We start from the raw sequence: 19474 nt of genomic DNA, 5'->3' as shown, positions 1-19474 counted from the left end.
ACAACCGTGCCCCGCCCCGAACGCCCCGCCAAGCGCCGCGTCAACCTCCTGCGCAAAGAGGGCATCACCGACGTGGACTGGAAGGACGCGACGCTGCTGCGCAAGTTCATCTCCGACCGCGGCAAGATCCGCTCCCGCCGCGTCACCGGCCTGACGCCGCAGCAACAACGCCAGGTCGCCACCGCCATCAAGAACGCCCGCGAGATGGCACTGCTCCCCTACCCGTCGCAGGGTCGCTGACCGTCCGGTGTGCTCCGTCCGCGCGACGGAGCACACCGGGCCCTATCCGGGAAGAACCACCTGACCTCCGATTCGCGCGTTCCCGTCACGGTGCTGTCCGGCTTCCTCGGCGCCGGGAAGACCACTTCGACACGATCCTGATCGAGTCCACCGGCATCTCCGAGCCGATGCCGGTGGCCGCGACGTTCGAGTGGACGTTCGAGGACGGCACGAGCCTGTCCGACCACGCCCGCCTCGACACGATCGTCACCGTGGTCGACGCCTCGAACTTCCTGCCCGAACTGGAACGCGGCGACCGACTGGACGACCGCGACCTCGCCGCCGCCGAGGAGGAGCACGGCATCCGCTCGGTCACCTACCGGGCCGACCGGCCGTTCCACCCCGCCCGACTGGTCGCCGCCCTGGCCGACGGGGAAGGCGTGGTGCGCAGCAAGGGCTTCTGCCACATCCCCAGCCGCCCGCACACCTTCGCCGTGTGGTCCCAGGCCGGTCCGAACATGACGATCGAACCCGGCGAACTGCTCACCGACGATGCCGTCGGTCGGGTCGTAGAGCAGGGCCGCGACCCCCGTGCCCGGTCGGTGCGATCGGCACTCGTCGCGCGTGGGCGTCGGATTGCGGGGTGAGGTGGAGGTCGACGGTGGTGCCGTTGTCGCGGACTGCGGTCGTCGCCTGAACGGGCACGCCCCGCCGGGCGGGCACGTCGCAGGAGAGTCGCGTGGTCGGGGAGTCGCGATCGGCCGACGGTGTTCGGCAATTGATGTGGAGATCGACCGCGGTCGGAATCGGTCCGGCAATGGAGGCGACTCCGAACCGCGAATTCCAAGGGCGATCGGAAATCGTTCACCTGAGGTCTCCGGTCGGCTAGCGTGTGGTCAACCGGTTGCGGGAGGTTCCGTTGAGGGCACGCGTGTTCGCGGTGGCGGCAGCCGCCGTCACCATGATCACCACCGCCACGCCTGTGGTGGCCGCACCCTCCGTCGACCTCCGCTGCCAGTCGTACGGCAGTCACTTCACCTGCTTCGCCGTCCGGAGCGGCACCGCGCCGGCGGCCTTGACCTGGACCAGGAACGGCGTCCCCGTGCCGACCTCCGACGGCCGTGGCTACTTCCTGGGTCAGTGCGTGCTCGGCGAGGTGGTCGACATCGCCGTGACGGCAACCGACTCCACCGGGTCCACCACGGCCGGCAAAACCTTCCCGTGCAACACCGGTCCATGGCCTGAAAACGCGGGGACGCTTCGCTGATCGACCCGGAGCGCTCGCTTCGGCGGGGCGAAGTGCGCGCTCGGAGGACGACACTGCGTTGTCGAACGGTTGCACGTTCACGTGGCTCGTCAGCACGTCGAATTCCTGATTCACGCATGTCCTGCTCTCCCCTGTGCGGCGTGTTCAGGCTCGATGGAGGTGGGTGCTGTCGGGTCAGCAACGGCCCCTTGGATTCGGTTGAAGTGAGGACAGCTCATTGAAAACCTGAAGGTGGGGATGTCGATTCGGCACCACCCGGCGACGTGAGTGGAGAATACTGGGAGCAGGGGGTGGAAGATGCTGCGAATCGGACTTGCGGCGGTGTCGCTGCTGCTGGTGGCGCTGTGGGCGGTGGCTCAAGTGCCTGCGGCGCTGGTCGGTCAGGCCCGTCCCGTGCCCGACCAGACACCGCCGAGCGTCGCCACGGCACTCGAACGTTGCGTCCAGCTGATGGGGGCGACGCGCTTCGAATCGTTCACCGCCGGCCCGAGCATGGTGCGCGGCCGGAAGGTCGTCCTCGTGGCACGTTCGGAGTCGGTCGCCCTGGTGTGCACCGTAGACGGCGCCAGGACCACCACGTGGCACCGCGAAATCCACCACGACAAGGCCGTGGGCTCGTCGGGCTTGGTGGGTGACCCGCCGAACGGGGACTGGTACGTCCACGGGGCCGTGCGCGCCGACGTCGCCGGGTTGAGCATCCGGACGACATCGGGTCACATCGTGGCCGCGCGGGTCAGCGGCGGCAGCTTCCTGGTCGACCTGACCGGCGTGCGCGAGGACGAGCTGCCCTACATGCGCGTCCACCAGGCGCTCGACGCGCGTGGTGCGGTTCTCTACGAGGGGTGACGCACGACCCCGTCTGCCGGGAGTCCCGGCAGACGGCGTCCGCTAGTCGAGGACGGGCTTGTAGCGCAGGAGGACCGCGCCCGATCCGAACGTGCGGTTCTCCACCAGTTCCAGCTCCAACCACTTGTTCAACGACGGGAAGAACGGTGTGCCGCCGCCGATCGCGACCGGCGTGACCAGGACGTGGAACTCGTCCACCAGGCCGGCTCGGATCAAGGGGGCGGCGAGTGCGGCGCCGCCGACCTCCATCAGGCCATCGGTTTCGGATTTGAGCTTCTTGGCGGTCTCGACCACGTCACCCCGTTCCAGCCTGGAGTTCCAGTCGACCGATTCCAGGGTTCGGGAGAAGACCACTTTCGGCATCGCGAGCCACAGCCGGGCGTACTCGGCCTCCACCGGGGGCACGTCGGGCGCCTGGCCGGCGGTCGGCCAGTGGGCCGCCATCAGCTCGTACAGCTTGCGCCCGTACAGCGACAGCGCGACCTGCCCGGTCCGGTCGTTCCAGTACTGGTGCAGTTCGTCGTCCGGCGTGCTCCAGCCGAGGTCGCCGTTCGCGTCGACCGTGTAACCGTCCAGCGAGACGTTCATGCCATAGGTCAGCGTTCCCATGGCGGTACAGCCTGCCCGAACGCGAAAACCGGTTCCACGGAGGTCAGAAGTACGAGCGCAGCTCGCCGGTGCGGCGGATGTCGGCGGTGACGCAGTGGAAGCAGCCGCCGAAGCGCATGACGTTGCGGAACGGCACGGCGAGCACGTCGAAGGCCCAGTCCCGCAGCAGGTCGATGAGGGGCTGTTCGCCGGCCTCCACGACGACGGTGCGCTCGTCCAGCACGAGCACGTTCATGCTCACCCAGGCACTGGACAGGTAGAGCACGTGGTCGGCCGGCAGCGCGGGTTCGGGGGCGAACCGGATCTCCCAGGTGTCGAAGCAGCTCGGCACGGCCTTGACGCGCTCGGGGTTGAGCAGCAGCTTTCCGGGGGCCAGCGGCACGAACGAGGCGTCGAGGTGCATGGGCGCGTGGTCGGTGGTGTCCAGGACGTGCACGCGGTAGTCCTCACCTACGTGCCGGGCGACCCACTCGATGCCGGCGCGGTTGGTGACGTGGCTGCGCTGGGCGAACAGGTCGCGCCCGCAGCGGGTGAAGTCCGCCGCGTCGAAGGTCGGTTCGGCCTCGGTGGTGGCGTAGCGACCGCTGCGGTAGGGGTGCTCGTGGTCGTGGTCGGGGTCGTAGAGCGAGTCGAGCAGCCGCGGTCTCGGGGCGCTGATCCAGCGGGCGCCGCGCCGGAAGTAGTCGTTGAGCAGCGACCGGTAGGCGTCGACCTCGAAGTAGCGGCAGCGCCAGGCCATCGGCGCCTCGATGACCAGGTCGCCGACCACCAGCAGCAGGTCGCGCGGCATGGCGCTGTAGAGGCCGCCGGGGCTGCGCCAGTTCGGCGTGGCGAAGGGGCGGCCGTGGTCGACCGCCTCCGGCCGCACGACCCGGACGCCGCGGGAGGTCAGCAGGGCGGCGAAGGCGTCCAGCTCCTGGGCAGCGCGTTGGACGTGCTCGGCGGGGAAGCCGCGCCCCGCCTCCCGGCGGAACAGCTCCTGGTGCCGCTCGGGCGTGGTCGCCCCGACAGCCGGGTCCCACGCCGGGATCGCGCAGCCGCGGATCTCGCCGACGACCACTTCCTCCAGCGGGTCCCACTCCGTGTGCGACCACACCGGCGACGTGCGCACCGCATCGGCCATGGCTCTCCCGGTTCGGCGATCCGAGCAGGCTGCGACCCCGATGGAACCACGCGGTAACCGATCGGGCAGCGCGGCGAAGGACCACGATCGGGTACACCTCGTCGTTCGGGAAGTCCGAGCGCGCCGCCAGGCGGATCTCACCACCGCCGGACACCCAGCCGCCCTGGCTCGCGACCGTGACGCCGTAGCGGTTCTCGATCAGGATGGCGTTGTTCCCGCCTTGCACTTCTCGCAGATGGTCGCGCTACCGCGGGTGCCACTCGCTGGCCAACAGCCGCAGCGCGCGGCACGCTGGAGGACGGGACGGCCACTTCAGAGGCGGAGTTGACGCGTGATGGAAAGACGCATACCGGTTGCGACGCACTGGGGCAGCTTCACCGCGGTGGTCGACTCCGGCCGGTTAATGAGGATCGAGCCGACTCGCGATGACCCCGATCCCTCGCCGATCGGCCCCGGGATGGTGACAGCCGCCGACGACAGCGCTCGCGTGCTGCGCCCCGCGGTGCGCAAGGGCTGGCTGGACGGCGAGCCTCGCGCCCACGGCACGGCCAGGGGCGCGGACACCTTCGTGGAGGTGAGCTGGGACCAGGCGATCACGCTGGTGAGCGACGAACTCCGCCGGGTCCGCTCACAGCACGGGGACAGCGCGGTGTTCGGCGGGTCCTACGGCTGGGCCAGCGCGGGCAGGTTCCACAACGCGCAGGGTCAGCTCCAGCGGTTCCTGGCGCTGGGCGGTGGGTACACCGACTCGCGCAACACCTACAGCACCGCGGCCCTGGAGGTGATCCTCCCCCACGTGATCGGCGGTCACCCGTGGAGCTACCAGAGCCGGATGCCGATGTGGGACGACATAGCCGAGAACTGCGAACTCGTGGTGGCGTTCGGGGGGCTGGCCCTCAAGAACAGCCAGATCAACCCCGGTGGGCTGGCCCGGCACCAAACGCGGGACCTGCAGCGCCGGTGCCGTGAGGCCGGGGTGCGGTTCGTGAACGTCAGCCCCATCCGCAGCGACACCGCGGGCTTCCTCGACGCCGAGTGGCTGCCCGTCACCCCCAACACCGACACCGCCGCGATGCTCGGCATCGCGCACACGATGCTGGTCAACGGGTGGCACGACGAGGACTTCCTGCGCCGGTGCTGCGTCGGGTTCGACCGCTTCGCCGCCTACCTGGTCGGCGAGCTCGACGGCATCCGGAAGGACGCCGCCTGGGCGGCGGCGATCACGGGCATCGGGCACGACGTGATCACCGACCTCGCCCGCCGCCTCACCACCCAGCGGTCGCTCATCATGGTCAACTACGCGGTGCAGCGGGCGGACCACGGCGAACAGCCGATCTGGATGTCCGTCGTGCTGGCCGCCATGGCGGGTTCGATGGGCCGTCCCGGCTGCGGGTGGGGCGCGGGGTACGCGACGATGGACGCGACGGGCGTCGCCGAAGGCCGCGCCTTCGTGGCGACGATCCCGGAGGTCCCCAACCCGGTCCCGGACTTCATCCCGGTCGCGAGGATCGCCGACACCCTGCTGAACCCGGGTGAGGTCATCGACTACGACGGCAAGCGCCTCACGCTGCCCGAGCTGCGCCTGGTCTACTGGTGCGGGGGCAACCCGTTCCACCACCACCAGGACCTCCACCGGTTGACCCGCGCCTGGCAGGTCCCGGACACGGTGGTGGTCCACGAAGCCTGGTGGAACACGACGGCCAAGTTCGCGGACATCGTCCTCCCCGTCGCCACCGGCCTGGAGCGCGACGACTTCGCCGCCGGGTTCTCGGACCCGCACCTCGTCGCGATGCCGAAGGTCCGCGAGCCCGCGGGCGAGTCGCGCACCGATCACCACATCTTCGCCGCCCTGGCCGCCCGGCTCGGGTTCGAGCGGGAGTTCACCGAGTCGCGCTCCGAGATCGAGTGGGTCCGGCACCTCTACGAGCAGACGAGGGCCCAGCTCGGCGGCGAGGCCGCCCTGCCGGACTTCGACGTCTTCTGGCAGAACTCCACCGCCGAGCTGCCGGCGTTGACCGGACCGTTCCCCGGCAGCTTCGAAGACCTCCGCTCGGACCCGCAGCGCTTCCCCCTGGCGACGCCGTCGGGCCGGATCGAGGTCTTCTCCGCGGAGATCGACTCGTTCGGCTACGACGACTGCGCCGGTCACCCAAAGTGGTTCGAACCGGCCGAATGGCTTCGCGCCGACCTGTCGAACCGGTTCCCGCTGCACCTGATCTCGAACCAGCCCGCCTCGCGCCTGCACAGCCAGTACGACAACGGCGGCCACAGCCTCGACTCGAAGATCCGCGGCCGCGAGCCGTTGACGATGAACCCGTCGGACGCCGCGGCACGCGGCATCGAGAGCGGCGTGGTCGTGCGCGTCCACAACGACCGGGGCAGCTGCCTCGCGGGCGCGATCCTGTCGGACGACGTCATGCCGGGCGTCGTGCAGCTGTCCACGGGGGCGTGGTGGGACCCGGTCGAGCCGGGCCTGAGCGGAACGCTGGACCGCCACGGCAACCCGAACGTCCTCACGGCGGATCGACCGTGCTCAAGCCTGTCCCAGGGACCGAGCGCCCTCAGCGCGCTGGTCGACGTCGAGCCCTACGACGGTCCCCTGCCCGATGTGCTCGCCTTCACGCCACCGAGCCTCGTGCCGCCCAGCTGACGTGGACGATGGCGTCACTCGAACGAGTGATCCGAACTCCCCGGTGGTCGCGTCCCCTGGGTATTGCCCGACCGCTTGACTACGTTGCGCTGTCATGACTGCAGTTCAGGATCTCAAGTACCGCCAGTGGTTCGAGGGCGCGGACGTCGACGGCGACGGGGTGATCACCCGGCAGGACGTCCGGTTGATGGGCGAGCGGTACATCGCTGCTCGTGACGCGGCGCCGGGGTCCACGACCGCCCGCCGGTTGACCGACGGGCTGGACGCGTTCTGGGCCAACGTGATCGCGCCGATGGACCAGGACGGCGACGGGAAGGTCGACCTGCGGGAGATGACCGAGGGGTTCCGGCGGGCGCTGGCCGACCCCGCCCTGTACCCGCAGCAGGTCGGGCCGGTGGGCGACTGCTACTTCGACCTGATCGACCTCGACGGTGACGACAGGCTCGACCGGGCCGAGTTCGGGGAGATCTTCGGCCTGGCGGGCAACGTGTCCCCCGAGGACTGCGCCGCGGTCTTCGACGCGTTGGACCTGGACGGCTCGGGTTGGCTGAGTCGCGCCGAGTTCCACCAGGCGCTGGCGGAGTTCTTCTACGGCGACGACCCGAACTCCCCCGCCGCGCACCTGTTCGGCAGGATCGCCGGCTGACCGGCCCCGGCCTGCGCATCCCGCACGACCTGAGCGTGGTCGGCTTACGACCTGCCGACCTGCCGACCGGCCGGTGGGCCATCCCGCCGCTGACCACCGTCCACCGGCCGGGGCAAGCCCCTCACCCGGCACCCCCTGATGCTCACCACCGAACTGGTGGTCCGCGCCGGCACCGCACCGGCCGCGCCGTGGGCTTCCCGAGAACCCGAACGGGACGCCGTCGTCGTAGCGATCGCGCGGTGCCCGCCGCGTTGGTACGCCGCCCGCCTGTGGAGCCTCGCGACTTCACCGACCAGCTGAGTGGGAGCGGTCGGACGTCTGCTGCGCTCAGCCCAGCGACGCGCGGCGCTCCGAGCGCAGGGGCGCGCCGGCGTCGTGCAGGTGGCGCAGCACCTGGGCGTAGGAGGAGCGCAGGCCGGCCTTGCTGTAGGGAATGCCGTTGCGAGCGCAGAAGTCTTCGACGACGGGCTGCGCGCGGCGGAGGTTGGGGCGGGGCATGTGCGGGTAGAGGTGGTGCTCCACCTGGTGGTTGAGGCCACCGAGCAGCGCGTCGACCCACCGGCCGCCCGTGACGTTGCGCGAGGTGAGGACCTGCTTGCGCAGGTGGTCCAAGCGCTGCCCCTTGGCGATGATGGGCATCCCCTTGTGGTTGGGGGCGAAGGAGCAGCCCAGGTAGACACCCATGAGGCCCTGGTGGACCGCGATGAACACGACCGCCTTCAGCGGGGACAGCACCAGGAACACCGCGGTCAGGTACGCGGCCGCCGGGAGGAGTTGCAGCGCGGCCTCCCGCCAGGGGTGCTTGAGCTCGCCGCGCCACAGGGCCTGCAGACCCGAGATCCGCAGCACGACCGCCTCGACCAGCAGCAGCGGGAAGAACAGGAACGCCTGGTACTTGGTGATCCACCGGTACAGGCCGCGCTTGTCGCCGGCCTGCTCGCGGCTGAAGGCGATGGCGTGGATCTCGATGTCGGGGTCGTGGTCCTCGTGGTTGGGGTTGGCGTGGTGACGGGTGTGCTTGCCGACCCACCACTGGTAGCTGATCCCGGTGACACCGCCGTGCAGGTGGCCCACGAGGTCGTTGTGCCGGTGCGAGCGGAAGATCTGCCGGTGCCCCGCGTCGTGGCCGATGAAGGCGAACTGGGTGAAGACCACCGCGAAGAGCACCGCGGTCAGCACCTGCCACCACGAGTCGCCCAGCAGCACCATCGCCGCTCCGGCCACCGCGAGCAGCAGCACGTTGATCGCCATCCTCGTCGCGTAGTACCCGCGTCGCCTCTCCAGCAGGCCGGCGTCCTTGAGCTGCCGCGTCAAACGGGCGAAGTCGCTGCTCTGGCGGGCCTCGGGAGGTCGTGCCTCGGCGGTGGGTGAAGAGATCATGAACATCTGCTTTCCGAGTGGACGGGCGCGCCCGCTTCCCCGGTGTCCGCGACCTGGGGTGGAGTGGCGCCTGGGAGGAGGGGGCCGATCAGCCGATCAGTCGGCGCGGCCCGTTCGCGAGGTTCACGAGGGCCCGTGGAAGTGCGGGCCGTTGGACGCCCCGGGGGTTTTCGGTGGACGGATGCGCAAGAACCGGATTTGCCCGTCATCGAGTTGAACGCGGCCGGCACTCGGCTTGTTCCCGTTGTCGACCTGATGTGCCGAGCGGCACACGCCGGCCCGTTCACCGCAGACCGTCCGATCGCACCTGGTGGCGGCCACCACCGTGAAAATGGCGGAAATGACGTCCGGCGACAACCGGCGAGGTATTCGGGGTACCCTTGGAGGTGTCGCCCCGGTCCCCGGCGAAGCCGATCTCATTCGACGCGTCCCCGGAGAACGAACCGGGGAACCCTCCCGCCCGCGGTTCGACGTCCGCGGCGGCAGCGCATCGGACACCACGCCTCAACCACACGAAGGACTGACCGATGACGACGACCCACATGCTGATCGACCCCGTGGCGCCCGACGCCGCGAGGCAAGCCGAGCCGTCCTGCTCCGCGTGCCCGCACCAGGCGGACGCCCACGACCCCCTCGCACGGCGGTTCTGCGCCGCGACCCGGGCGGGCGGGCTGCACCGAGGTTGCCTGTGCTCCGCCGAGTCGAGCAGCGCGACCTACGGCAAGTCGGACCAGGGGAACATCAGCGATCGGGCATGACGCCGGTGCCGGCGCTCGGCCCGCGAAGACGCCTGATCGGGGCCCCGCACCGGCACATCCTCGAACTGGGGAGAAAACACCTCGAACTCGAGGTCCGGTCCGGTGACGGCCGGCGGCCGGAGCGTGGGGTCCGGGCGGGCTGACGAACATCAGGTATTCGGCACATCGCCCGGCGCGATCCCCGCACAAGGCGACGCCAAACCCGGTCCGAACATTTTCGAGCACTCCGGACTCTTTTCGCATCTCCGGCCGAAAACCTCGGCGAATCGTTTTTCGGCTGTTCGACGGCGTAATGTGGGCAGTACCGAGGGCGCATCGAGCGCCGGCGTTCGAGCCGGCGCCGCCTTGGGCGCACCACGATTCCGGCCGGACCGGCCGGAGGCGGGAACGCCGAGTTGACCTCGAACCAGTCAGGTCCCCCCACCACCGACCCGACCACAGGGCCTCGATGCCGGTGGGCGGTGAAACCGCACACCGACGGGTCGGGTTCCGTCGACGGTGGCTGGTGGCCGTGGTCCACCGACCCCGCGACCGAATTCCCCCCGCTGATCACCGCCATGGCCGCGCGGGGGGTGCACGTGCAGCGGGTTTCCTACAACCTCGACGCGTGGGACGCCGTCGGACCGCGTCTCACCGTGCGCGACGCGGTGGTGCGCATGGAGGGTTTCCGCACCACGCAGCCGCACACGGTCACGATGATCGGCCCTGGCCGCGCCCGGACCCGGCTGCTGGTGATCCCGTCGGCCACGCCGGGTGGCGCCGCTCGGGCCGCGTTGCGCGCCGCGGCGGACACCGGCTCGACCGCCGACGTCGAGGACATCCTGGAGTGGAACAACGTCGCTGTCCGGCGTGCCGGCGTCGCCGCCCTCCCGGGGTGGCGGACGGTTGAGCGCGCGGAGGTCGACGGCGGCGGGCTCGACCTGCGGGCGGCGGCGCGCGGACCGCGACGGGAAGTGCGCCTCTACGAGGACGAGGCCGCGTCATGACCGCCTCCACCCCGTCGGGACGAACGACCACGTCTCCCCCGGCGGTGGTACCCGGTTCGCCGGTCGGCGTCGCCGTGCCCCCCGGGCCGCTGTGGCGCAGGCGTGTCCGGGTGAACGTCAGCCGCCGTCGGCGACCGTCTCCCGCTCGACTGGGAGTTTCCGGCACCTGGCCCCCGACGCCGGTCAGCGGGCGGCGGGGTTGCGGCGCGTAGAGTGGGTGATCGTGTTCTGCGGTGCGGGAGGTTCGGATCGTGCCCTGCGACCCGCTGACTGGGAGGTCTCCGGATGGCCCGGTACACCACCAGTCGGTTGGCGCAAGTGAGCCGCTGGATCTCGGAGGAAGCCGCCGAACTGGGCACGCCCGTCTCGGTCGACGCCCTCTGCCAGGCCGCCGTCGCGCGGTTGGGTGTCAGCGGCGCCGTGCTCACCGTGGACACCTCGGGCTGGCCGGAGGTCAGGTGCGCCACGGACGCGCTGGGTGAACGCCTGGCCGAGTTGCAGGTGACGGTGGGCGAAGGACCGGCCGTGGACATCTGGCGCGGGGGCGGCCCGGCGCTCGTCGCCGATCTCGACGCCCCGTCCAGCCAGGCCAGGTGGCCGATGTTCGCGCCGCTGGCCGTCGAAGCCGGAGCGAGCGCGCTGTTCGCGCTGCCGCTGTGCGTCGGCGCGATCCGGGCCGGGGTGCTGTCGCTGTACCGGCTCGACGTGGGACACCTCGACGCCGCGGCGCTCATCGACTCGCTGGCGTTCGCGGAACTGGCCCTGCGGCTGCTGCTGGACGAGCACGCCGGCCTGGACCTCGCGGACGGCGCCGAGGACGGCCTCCCCCTCCACAACCCCCACGTGCACCAGGCCACCGGGATGGTCGCGGTGCAACTGGACCTGGGCATGGCCGACGCGTTCGCCCACCTGCGCGCCCGCGCGTTCGCCGAGCAGGTGCCGCTGAGCGGGCTGGCGGCCGACGTCGTGGCCCGCCGACGGCGGTTCGACCACGACGGAGGACGACCGTGAACACGCACGGAACACGATCGCGCTCTGAGCACACCAGCGGAGGTGGCTGCGATGGACGGTGAACGTCTCGTCGAAACGTTCGTCGAGTTGGCCGACACCCTGGTCGACGACTTCGACGTCATCGACTTCCTGCACATGCTCGTGAACCGGTGCGTCGAACTCCTCGACGTCGACGCCGCGGGGCTGCTGCTGGCCGACCAGCGGGGCAGGTTGCAGCTGATCGCGTCGTCCAACGAACAGGCCCGGCTGCTGGAGCTCTTCCAGCTCCAGAACGACGACGGGCCCTGCCTGGACGCGTTCGCCACCGGCACCAGGGTCAGCCACCCCGACCTGGCGGAGGCGGGTGGGCGGTGGCCGAGGTTCACCGCCGTGGCCGCTGAAGCGGGGTTCGCCGCCGTGGACGCGGTGCCCATGCGCCTGCGCAACGAGGTGATCGGTGCGCTCAGCCTCTTCCGCAACCGGTCCGGCGAGCTGGACACCACCGCGTTGCGCACCGCCACGGCGCTGGTCGACGTCGCCACCATCGGCCTGCTGCAACAGCGGTCGATCCACCACCACCAGGTGCTGACCGAGCAGCTGCAAGTCGCGCTGAACAGCCGGGTGGTCGTCGAACAGGCCAAGGGGCTGGTGGCCGAACGCCTCCAGGTCGGCATGGACACCGCGTTCACCGCGCTGCGCGGTTACGCCCGCGGGCACAACCTCAAGCTGAGCAGCGTCGCCCACGGCGTCATCGCGGGGGACATCGACACCGCGGAATTCCTCAAGGCGTCCGCCCACGCCAAGACGCCCCGGCGCTGACCGGGCGCCTACCGGTCCGGTCCGCCGCGCGGCGGCCTCGGGTGGCGTCCGACCAGGTCCCGGAGTTCCTGGGTGGGCGCCAGGCCGAGGTCCACGTGGAGGAGGCGGCTGAACCGGTCGAACGCGTGCGCCGCCTCGGACCGGTTGCCCTCGGCCAGGTGGACGCGGATGAGGGCGGTCTGCGCGCTCTCCCGCAACGGGTCGGCCCGGACGACCACGCTCGCCGCCGCCGTGGCGTCACCGAACCGCCTCGCCTGCACCAAGCCGTCCACCACCGCCTCCAACGCGTGGAGCCGGAGCTGGCGCCAGTCCTCGGCCTCGAAGTCGACCCAGTCGTCGCACCAGAACGGCAGCAGTTCCGACGACAGGGTGGTGACGGCCTCCACGCTCAGGTCCGCCGCGGCGTGCGGACCGGCTTCCAGCAGGCGGTGGGCGAGCGCCTGGGCGTCGCGCAGGTCGACCGAGACGCCGGGCGCGAGCGCCAGGCTCGACGGGGTGACCAGCAGCGTGTCCCGGCAGGCGCGATTCATCCGGAGCAACGTCGACCTCAAAGCCGCGTAGGCGTGGCCTTCGGTCGCGTCCGCCCACAGCGAGCCCGCCACGAACAGCCGTCCCACGGCCCTCCGGCGCACCGCCACGAACGCCAGCAGGCGCTCGGCTCCCCCGGAGACCGGGACGGCGTCGGCTCCGAGGGTGAGCCGGAACCCGTCCAGGAGCGCGACGCGCGAACCCGCTTGGCCCCCGTGGGCCGCCAAGCGCGCTTCCGGCGCCACGAGCGAGGTCATGGGCCCGGGTTCGGTGTTGTGTCGAAGAGGTCCGAAAAGATGATCACGGATGACCTTCCGGCTTTGACTTGCTCGGTGTGCGCGGAACCGCGCACTCGCGGCCGAATCGGAGCCGGCTGCGGTGGACCGTCGACTGACGTCCTGCCGACCAGGTTACCAGCGCGGACACGGCGAACGACGCGGTTCGTGCGCGCATCCCTTGCCACCAGCCGGATTCGTCGTGCGCGAAATGGGCTGCGCCGCCGCTCAAACCACCCGTTCAGGGGTTCGTTCCCGGAGTTCTCGGACGGCACGAGGAGCGACCCGGTCCCCTTCCGGGGCCGGGTCGTCGGCGGGTCGCCGTGTTCGTGGGTCATCCCGGTGGTGCCGGGTGTCAGGACTCGCAGCTGCTGCGGAGGTCCGGGGGAACGCCGACGGGCCCGCAGGAGTCGGTGTTGTCGCCGCCGTTGAGGGTGTCCTGGGCGAGGTCGGCGCCGGGGCCGCTGAGCGTGTCGTTGCCCGCGGAGCCGTTCAGCGTGTCCGTGCCGACGTCACCGTGGAGGAAGTCGTCCCCCACCTGGCCGGTGAGCGTGTCGTCGCCGGCCCCGCCGTGGATCGTGTCGGTGTGGGCGGTGCCGGTGATGGTGTCGTTGCCGCCGTTGCCGTGGACCGTCTTGCCGGGGTTGGCGCTGGTGCAGTCGATCGTGTCGTTCCCACCGGAACCGAACACCGTGGTGTCGTTCTGGGTCACGTTGGGGCCGATGGTGCACGGGACCGCCGCCGAGGCGCTGCCGGCGCCGACCAGACCGCCCATGACCATGATGCCCGCGGCCAGGACCGGGTAGAGCTGTCGAGTTCGCACTGTGTCCTCCGTTTCGCCTCCGGGAGTTCCGGCCACCACAGCGTGGCCCGTCAGGCGTCACCGCCGCGTGACGCCCCACCGACGAAAAGACGAGAGCACGCGGCCGTTCGGGCGACTTGGGTATCGGCCGATCCGCCGAAGCGGCTATGTTGGAACAGTCATCCCGGACCCCGGTGGCGAAGCACCCCGCAGCGTCTGCGGAGGCGCATCGCGATCCGGGGTCCTTCTCACTGGTGAACAGCACCAGCCACGCGAACCACGCCGGCCTCGACGCCGACACCCGCGCAGGTCGCCCCCAATCCTGTTCCAGGAAACGAAGTCCTCATGCGACACATCCGCACCACCGTCCAAGCCCTGTTAGGCGCCACCGCCGTGACCGGGAGCCTGATCGCCCTCGCGCCGGCGGCGCAGGCCATCACCATTCCCGTGGCGTGCAGCGAGAACGCCCTGGTCGCGGCGGTGAACCTGGCCAACTCCACCCCCACCTCGGACACCCTCGCCCTGGCCGGCGGCTGCACCTACCGCATGACCACCGGCCACGGCGGCCCGTCCAACGCCCTGCCCGTCATCACCACCCCGATCGAGATGGTCGGCCCCGCCACCGTCACCAACGCCTCACCGCTGGGCCTGGGCCTGTTCCGCATCGCCGAGGTCGGCCCCACCGGCAGCCTCACCCTCACCACCGGGATCGCGTTCACCCGCGGCAACGTGCTCGGCCACGGCGGCGGCATCCTCAACCGCGGCGCCGTCACCCTCACCGGCAGCACCCTCACCGGCAACACCGCCACCGGCAACGGCGGCGGCCTGGCCAACGCCGACACCCCCACCGGCACCGCGCCCGCCGCGACCTTCACCAACAGCCCCGTCACCGGCAACACCACCCTGCTGGGCAACGGCGGCGGCATCCACAACGGCCTGCGCGGCACCCTGACCGTCACCGGCGTCACCGGCAGCCCGCTGTTCATCACCGGCAACAGCGCCGGCCGCGGCGGCGGCATCTCCGCGATCAACTCCACCGCCACCACCCTCACCCGAACCGCCATCACCGACAACCACGCCCTGCTCACCCTCGGCAACTCCGGCGGCGTCCACCGCCAAGGCGGCACCATGACCACCACCAACTCCCCCATCACCGCCAACACCGCCAACAACTGCGTCGGCAGCACCCCCGCCGTCCCCAACTGCACCGGCTGACCACCCCGCCCAAGACGCCACACCGGTTCTCCCCGACCACCGCCTGACGGCAGCGCGTGAACGGCAAGGCCCCCTTCGGATGTGACCGAAGGGGGCCTTGCCCGTGACCGGGCCGTTCGCGGCGTCGCCTAGTCGTTCTCGGGCAGTGCGGGCACCGACCTCAGCGTGCGGTTGTCGCGCGGTTCGGTGCGCGTCTTGGCCTCGTCGACCTGTCGGATCAACTCGTCGCGGACCTCGCTCAGCGCCGCGGGCAGGTCGCGCTTCGAGGACGTGGCGACGAGGTGCAGGCGAGGTCTCCGGTTGATCCAGCACTCCAGGGCGACCCGCTGCTCGACGCCCTGGCGGTCCTTCAGGCTGATCGCCAGGTCGACCTGGTCGGCTCGGAACGACCGCAACCGCGAGCCGAGGGCGGCCAGGTGTCCCGAGACCCAGTCGTGCTCGGAGGCGAGGAAACCGGTTTCGAGCCGAAGTCGCTGGAAGATGACCGCTCTGCCTCCGGGGGCGTCATGCATGCGCTGTCCATCCTCTGCAGGTCGGGATCGGTTGGCGGAACCGGTCCTGCCGGGACCGCCGGGGGTGTCAGGAGGCGGTGGCCTTGAGCATCCGGGTCAGCCGCTCCGGCCGCTGCCAGCGGACGTTGGTGGCCCACCCGAACACCTCGAAGACCCGGATCAGCCGCGCGGAGATGTCGATCTGGCCGCGTCGCACGCCGTGGCGGGCGCAGGTGGGGTCGGCGTGGTGGGAGTTGTGCCAGGACTCGCCCATCGACAGGATCGCCAGCGGCCAGAAGTTGGCGGACTTGTCGCGCGAGGTGAAGGGCCGGTCGCCGATCATGTGGCAGATCGAGTTCACCGACCACGTGACGTGGTGCAGCACCGCGACGCGCACCAGGCCGGCCCAGAAGAACCCGGTCAGCGCGCCCCACCAGCTCCACGTGATGAGCCCGCCGGCGAGCCCGGGCGCGAGCAGCGTCACGACGGTCAGCGCGGGGAACCAGCGGTTGACGCGCTGGATGTCCTCGTCGGCGAGCAGGTCGGGGGCGAAGCGGGCGGCGTTCGTCAGCTCCCGCTGGAACAGCCAGCCCATGTGGGCGTGCCAGAAACCCTTGGCCAGCGCACCCGCCGACGTCCCGAAGACCCACGGGGAGTGCGGGTCGCCCTCGCGGTCGGCGTAGGCGTGGTGCCGGCGGTGGTCGGCGACCCAACCGATGACCGGGCCCTGCATGGCCATGCTGCCGACCACCGCGAGCGTGATCCTCAGCGCACGGGTGGCCCTGAACGCGCCGTGGGTGAAGTAGCGGTGGAACCCGATGGTCACCCCGAGGCAGGTGAGGGTGTAGAAGAAGGCGGCGAGACCGATGTCGACCCAGCCGAGACCCCAGCCCCACGCCAGCGGAACCGCCGCGGCGAGCGCCAGCGCCGGGATCACGGCGAACAACTTGACCAGGAACATCTCGGTCGACGACTTCTCACCGGCCAGCATGGGCTGCGGCGCGGCAGCGGCTCGGGGGACGTCTGGTTGGACTTTCGTGCTCACGTTCGTACCTCCGGGACGGAATGAGTTTTCCGTCGCCGGGGTCCGGGGCGATCGGTGTGGGGTTCGGTGGGTGCCGTGCGGCGGGCAACCCCGTCGAGCGTCGCGCCGGTCGGGTACCCCGCGCGCGGGAGGGCGAAACCGGCGTGACGAGGCCGGTGCCGCGCGTCGGGGGCGGCATGCCCTGCCGCGGGTTCGGGAAGGCGGCGCGGTGTCGGCGGTCGACGGCTCAGACGCGGGCGTGCGGGTACTCCGGCGAACGGTGCTGGAACGACAGGACACCGGGGTTCAGGATGGTCCCCCCGCGGATCTCGACCGCACGCCGGATGACCTCGTTGGAGTCCCAGTCGCCGGCGAGGAGCGGGCGCAGGTGCGGGAGCAGCGCTTCGCTGATCTCCCAGGTCGCCGAGTTCCACAGGTAGGACGGGCTGTGGTCCACGCCGTAGTAGCGCACGTGGTCGCCCACCTCGAAGTCCGGTTGCGCGAACGAGGTGGGGCGCGCCCACTCGAAGCCCATGCCCGCGTCGCAGGAAACGTCGACGATGAGGGTTCCCGGCGCCAGGGCGGGCAGGTCGTCGTCGACGAGGAACATCAGCGGCGCGTCGGGGTCTTGGAGCACGCAGTTGACGATGACGTCGTGCTCCGCGAGGAACTCCGCCAGTGGGACGGGGCCCGCGTCCGTGGAGACCTGGCTGCGCCGCGGATCGGCGTCGTCGTGGCCGAAGTGGATGATCCGCGCGGAGTGGATCGGCGAGCCGACCTCCGCGACCCCCCTGTTGGTGAGCACGTCGACGTCGTGCACTCCGTGGGCGTTGAGGGCGGTCACGGCGCCCCGCGCGGTCGCGCCGAAACCGATCACGACGGCGCGCAGCCGACGGCCGTAGTCGCCGGTCGAGCCGACCCGCTGCAAGGCGTGCAGCACCGAGCAGTAACCGGCGAGCTCGTTGTTCTTGTGGAACACGTGCAGCCCGAACGAGCCGTCGGCGTTCCAGTGGTTCATCGCTTCGAAGGCGATGAGGGTCAGCCGGCGCTCGACGGCCAGCTGGGTGATCCCCTCGTCCTGGACGCAGTGCGGCCACCCCCACAGCACCTGCCCCTCCCGCAGCTGCGCGACGTCCTCGGCGAGCGGCTTGAGCAGCAGGACGACGTCGCACTCGGCGATGATCCGCTCGCGCGAGCGCAGTCCCGCGACGGAGGTGGCGAGTTGCCCGTCGGAGACGCCGAAGCGTTCTCCGTAGCCGTGTTCGAGGTAGATGCGATCCCGGAGGTCCGCGTCGATCCGGTGCAGGTGCAGCGGGTGGAGGGGAAGCCGGAGTTCGTTCTCCTTGCGGGAGGTCGCGATGACCCCGAGGCTGAGCTGATCCATGTGCGTCCTGTTCGTCGGTGGTGGCGACCGCGCTCACGGGATACCCGACAGCGGTTCGACCGGAACTCGGTCGCGACCGGAGCCGGTCGGCCGGAGCGCCGCAGGCACGACGGGCGCCGTCGGGTCGAACCACGTCCAGCGCGGGCTCCGCGTCGCCGACCCGCCCAGGGCCGCACTGGAGGCGCATCCGATCAAATCGCGAACCGCCCGATGCGGAATGCCGACCCCCCCGGATCGGATTTCCGCGGCAGCTGCCGCTTCCACTTCAATGCTACACGCGTCTTGCGGGTGCGCTCGCACTTGTCGGGCATGGCGCTTCCGCCGCACAACGCGGTCCGCGATGAGTTCCGCCGGGCGATCTCGGCGTCCTCCACTCCGACCGACCTGCTGAAACGAGGTCGGCGCGCGACCGGGTCCGATGGTCGCGCGCCGGCCGCCGTGACGCCGGACCGGAACGTCCGGTGTTTTTTCGGATATTTCGTCGACCGCGAACGGCCACGTCGGAAAACACTCGGCAAAATTCCGGTCGATCATGACCGAATGGGTGTAGGATCCAGTTGTCGAGGACATCCCGCACACGGGCGGTCAAGCCCATGTCGTACTCGGTGAAAATCGAAACCGGCCTTTTCCCGGCCGGAGACGGGAGTCCGGCATGACGTCGGCACCCCACCTCCTCATCGTCCCGCCGGCCACCGCGGTCACCGAGCGGCCTCCGCACCCCCGGCGACTGCGGCTGCGGCCGAAGGCGCTCACCACCACGGGGCACGTCGACGGCGCTTGGTGGCCGCGTTCCCGGGACCTCGTCACCGAACTCCCCGCGTTGCTCGCGGTGCCGGCGGTCCGGCTGGGCGACGTCCTGCGGGTGAGCTACAACCTCTCCGAGTGGAGCTCCGCGCCCCGCAGCGTCACCGCCGACAGCCGCCAGGTCCGGCTCGACGGGTTCAACTCACGACCCGCGCACACCGTGGACCTGGTCGCGGCGGACGGGCACCGCCTCACGCTGCTCGTCGTGCCATCGGACACCGATCCGGCCGCCGCGCACCGGGCCATGGCGCTCGCGGCGGATCGCGACAACGCCCAGACCGCGGACGACCTGCTCACCGCGGGCGTCAGCACGACCGCACCGGCACGGCACGCGACCGACCTGGCCCACATCGCACTCCTGAGCTGGGAAGCGGACGGCGGCCGGGTCCCCGAGCAGACGAACAGGCGCACCTCATGACGACACCGACCTACCTGTCCTTGTACGAGCGCAGGATCGAACTGGTGCGGGAAGCGCTGTCAGCGCACTCCGAGCTCAGCCGGAAGGACGCGCGGGACCTCGCCGTGCACGTCCTGCACGCGCTGGACCGCATCCCGGAGAACCTGCGCTGACGGTCCGCTGACGGACCTCCGCGGCAGTCCTCCCCCTGACCGGCGCCGCACGACGTGATCCCGTCGTGCGGCGCCGAACCACGCTCCA

General features: G+C 70.8%; 21 protein-coding genes. 13 read left to right on the top strand and 8 right to left on the bottom strand.

Features of this window, described 5'->3' with window-relative positions:
* Window positions 1-6 precede the first annotated feature (6 nt).
* From rpsR to AB0F89_RS23435, 4 genes are all read left to right on the top strand, one after another.
* Window positions 7-240 (top strand): 30S ribosomal protein S18, encoded by a 234-nt coding sequence (gene rpsR, locus AB0F89_RS23450; protein WP_367127711.1) that lies wholly within the window; start codon window positions 7-9, stop codon window positions 238-240.
* Window positions 237-866 (top strand): GTP-binding protein, encoded by a 630-nt coding sequence (locus AB0F89_RS23445; RefSeq protein WP_367138985.1) that lies wholly within the window; start codon window positions 237-239, stop codon window positions 864-866. Before rpsR ends, AB0F89_RS23445 begins: the two co-directional genes overlap by 4 nt.
* Before the next feature lie 284 nt (window positions 867-1150).
* Entirely contained in the window at window positions 1151-1486 is a 336-nt protein-coding gene (locus tag AB0F89_RS23440) for a hypothetical protein (protein WP_367127710.1), read from the top strand.
* A 297-nt stretch (window positions 1487-1783) separates the two neighbouring features.
* Window positions 1784-2332 carry a hypothetical protein gene (locus AB0F89_RS23435; RefSeq protein WP_367127708.1) on the top strand — a complete coding sequence of 183 codons (549 nt, stop codon included), beginning with the start codon at window positions 1784-1786 and terminating at the stop codon, window positions 2330-2332.
* Window positions 2333-2374: 42 nt separating this feature from the next.
* Here AB0F89_RS23435 and AB0F89_RS23430 read toward each other — a convergent pair whose 3' ends face one another.
* Window positions 2375-2941: a dihydrofolate reductase family protein gene (locus AB0F89_RS23430; protein ID WP_367127707.1), complete on the bottom strand. Its 567-nt coding sequence runs from the start codon at window positions 2939-2941 to the stop codon at window positions 2375-2377.
* A 43-nt stretch (window positions 2942-2984) separates the two neighbouring features.
* The gene (locus AB0F89_RS23425) at window positions 2985-4064 is read right to left on the bottom strand and encodes an amidinotransferase (RefSeq protein WP_367127706.1); all 1080 of its coding nucleotides are present in this window, start codon (window positions 4062-4064) and stop codon (window positions 2985-2987) included.
* 334 nt (window positions 4065-4398) lie between these two features.
* Here AB0F89_RS23425 and AB0F89_RS23420 point away from each other — a divergent pair, with 334 nt between their 5' ends.
* Together AB0F89_RS23420 and AB0F89_RS23415 are read left to right on the top strand one after the other, a co-directional pair.
* Entirely contained in the window at window positions 4399-6714 is a 2316-nt protein-coding gene (locus AB0F89_RS23420; RefSeq protein ID WP_367138983.1) for a molybdopterin-dependent oxidoreductase, read from the top strand.
* 94 nt (window positions 6715-6808) lie between these two features.
* Window positions 6809-7360, top strand: coding sequence for an EF-hand domain-containing protein (locus tag AB0F89_RS23415; RefSeq protein WP_367127705.1), 552 nt, complete (start codon window positions 6809-6811; stop codon window positions 7358-7360).
* 327 nt (window positions 7361-7687) lie between these two features.
* On the opposite strand, the gene AB0F89_RS23410 is transcribed toward AB0F89_RS23415, so the two are convergent.
* The gene (locus tag AB0F89_RS23410) at window positions 7688-8740 is read right to left on the bottom strand and encodes a fatty acid desaturase (protein WP_367127704.1); all 1053 of its coding nucleotides are present in this window, start codon (window positions 8738-8740) and stop codon (window positions 7688-7690) included.
* Window positions 8741-9267: 527 nt separating this feature from the next.
* Between AB0F89_RS23410 and AB0F89_RS23405 the strand changes: the two genes are divergently transcribed.
* The 4 genes from AB0F89_RS23405 to AB0F89_RS23390 all read left to right on the top strand — a co-directional run bounded on the left by AB0F89_RS23405 (window position 9268) and on the right by AB0F89_RS23390 (window position 12293).
* The gene (locus AB0F89_RS23405) at window positions 9268-9498 is read left to right on the top strand and encodes an RGCVC family protein (RefSeq protein ID WP_367127703.1); all 231 of its coding nucleotides are present in this window, start codon (window positions 9268-9270) and stop codon (window positions 9496-9498) included.
* 461 nt (window positions 9499-9959) lie between these two features.
* Complete coding sequence (locus tag AB0F89_RS23400; protein WP_367127702.1) at window positions 9960-10484, top strand: DUF5994 family protein; 525 nt, start codon at window positions 9960-9962, stop codon at window positions 10482-10484.
* Window positions 10485-10802: 318 nt separating this feature from the next.
* Complete coding sequence (locus tag AB0F89_RS23395; protein ID WP_367127701.1) at window positions 10803-11495, top strand: GAF and ANTAR domain-containing protein; 693 nt, start codon at window positions 10803-10805, stop codon at window positions 11493-11495.
* Between the two features lie 51 nt (window positions 11496-11546).
* Window positions 11547-12293: a GAF and ANTAR domain-containing protein gene (locus AB0F89_RS23390; protein ID WP_367127699.1), complete on the top strand. Its 747-nt coding sequence runs from the start codon at window positions 11547-11549 to the stop codon at window positions 12291-12293.
* An 8-nt stretch (window positions 12294-12301) separates the two neighbouring features.
* Here the strand turns inward: AB0F89_RS23390 and AB0F89_RS23385 are convergent, their stop codons facing one another.
* Entirely contained in the window at window positions 12302-13078 is a 777-nt protein-coding gene (locus tag AB0F89_RS23385; protein WP_367127698.1) for a BTAD domain-containing putative transcriptional regulator, read from the bottom strand.
* Between the two features lie 373 nt (window positions 13079-13451).
* Window positions 13452-13919 (bottom strand): calcium-binding protein, encoded by a 468-nt coding sequence (locus AB0F89_RS23380; RefSeq protein ID WP_367127697.1) that lies wholly within the window; start codon window positions 13917-13919, stop codon window positions 13452-13454.
* Window positions 13920-14243: 324 nt separating this feature from the next.
* Between AB0F89_RS23380 and AB0F89_RS23375 the strand changes: the two genes are divergently transcribed.
* On the top strand, window positions 14244-15113 hold the full coding sequence (locus tag AB0F89_RS23375) for a hypothetical protein (protein ID WP_367127696.1): 870 nt from the start codon (window positions 14244-14246) through the stop codon (window positions 15111-15113).
* Between the two features lie 128 nt (window positions 15114-15241).
* Here the strand turns inward: AB0F89_RS23375 and AB0F89_RS23370 are convergent, their stop codons facing one another.
* The 3 genes from AB0F89_RS23370 to AB0F89_RS23360 all read right to left on the bottom strand — a co-directional run bounded on the left by AB0F89_RS23370 (window position 15242) and on the right by AB0F89_RS23360 (window position 18012).
* On the bottom strand, window positions 15242-15625 hold the full coding sequence (locus AB0F89_RS23370; protein ID WP_367127695.1) for an HPF/RaiA family ribosome-associated protein: 384 nt from the start codon (window positions 15623-15625) through the stop codon (window positions 15242-15244).
* 67 nt (window positions 15626-15692) lie between these two features.
* A complete protein-coding gene (locus AB0F89_RS23365) occupies window positions 15693-16595 on the bottom strand; it encodes an acyl-CoA desaturase (protein WP_367138981.1) in 903 nt (300 codons plus the stop codon).
* 280 nt (window positions 16596-16875) lie between these two features.
* Window positions 16876-18012, bottom strand: coding sequence for a N(5)-(carboxyethyl)ornithine synthase (locus tag AB0F89_RS23360; protein WP_367127694.1), 1137 nt, complete (start codon window positions 18010-18012; stop codon window positions 16876-16878).
* A 652-nt stretch (window positions 18013-18664) separates the two neighbouring features.
* On the opposite strand from AB0F89_RS23360, the gene AB0F89_RS23355 reads away from it, so the two are divergent.
* Both AB0F89_RS23355 and AB0F89_RS23350 read left to right on the top strand, forming a co-directional pair.
* Window positions 18665-19234: a DUF5994 family protein gene (locus tag AB0F89_RS23355; RefSeq protein WP_367127693.1), complete on the top strand. Its 570-nt coding sequence runs from the start codon at window positions 18665-18667 to the stop codon at window positions 19232-19234.
* The gene (locus AB0F89_RS23350; protein WP_367127692.1) at window positions 19231-19386 is read left to right on the top strand and encodes a DUF6307 family protein; all 156 of its coding nucleotides are present in this window, start codon (window positions 19231-19233) and stop codon (window positions 19384-19386) included. Before AB0F89_RS23355 ends, AB0F89_RS23350 begins: the two co-directional genes overlap by 4 nt.
* Window positions 19387-19474 lie beyond the last annotated feature (88 nt).

This window comes from Saccharothrix sp. HUAS TT1 (genome assembly GCF_040744945.1).
In the GTDB taxonomy this organism is placed as follows: domain Bacteria; phylum Actinomycetota; class Actinomycetes; order Mycobacteriales; family Pseudonocardiaceae; genus Actinosynnema.
This window is presented reverse-complemented; position numbering and strand designations above follow the sequence as displayed.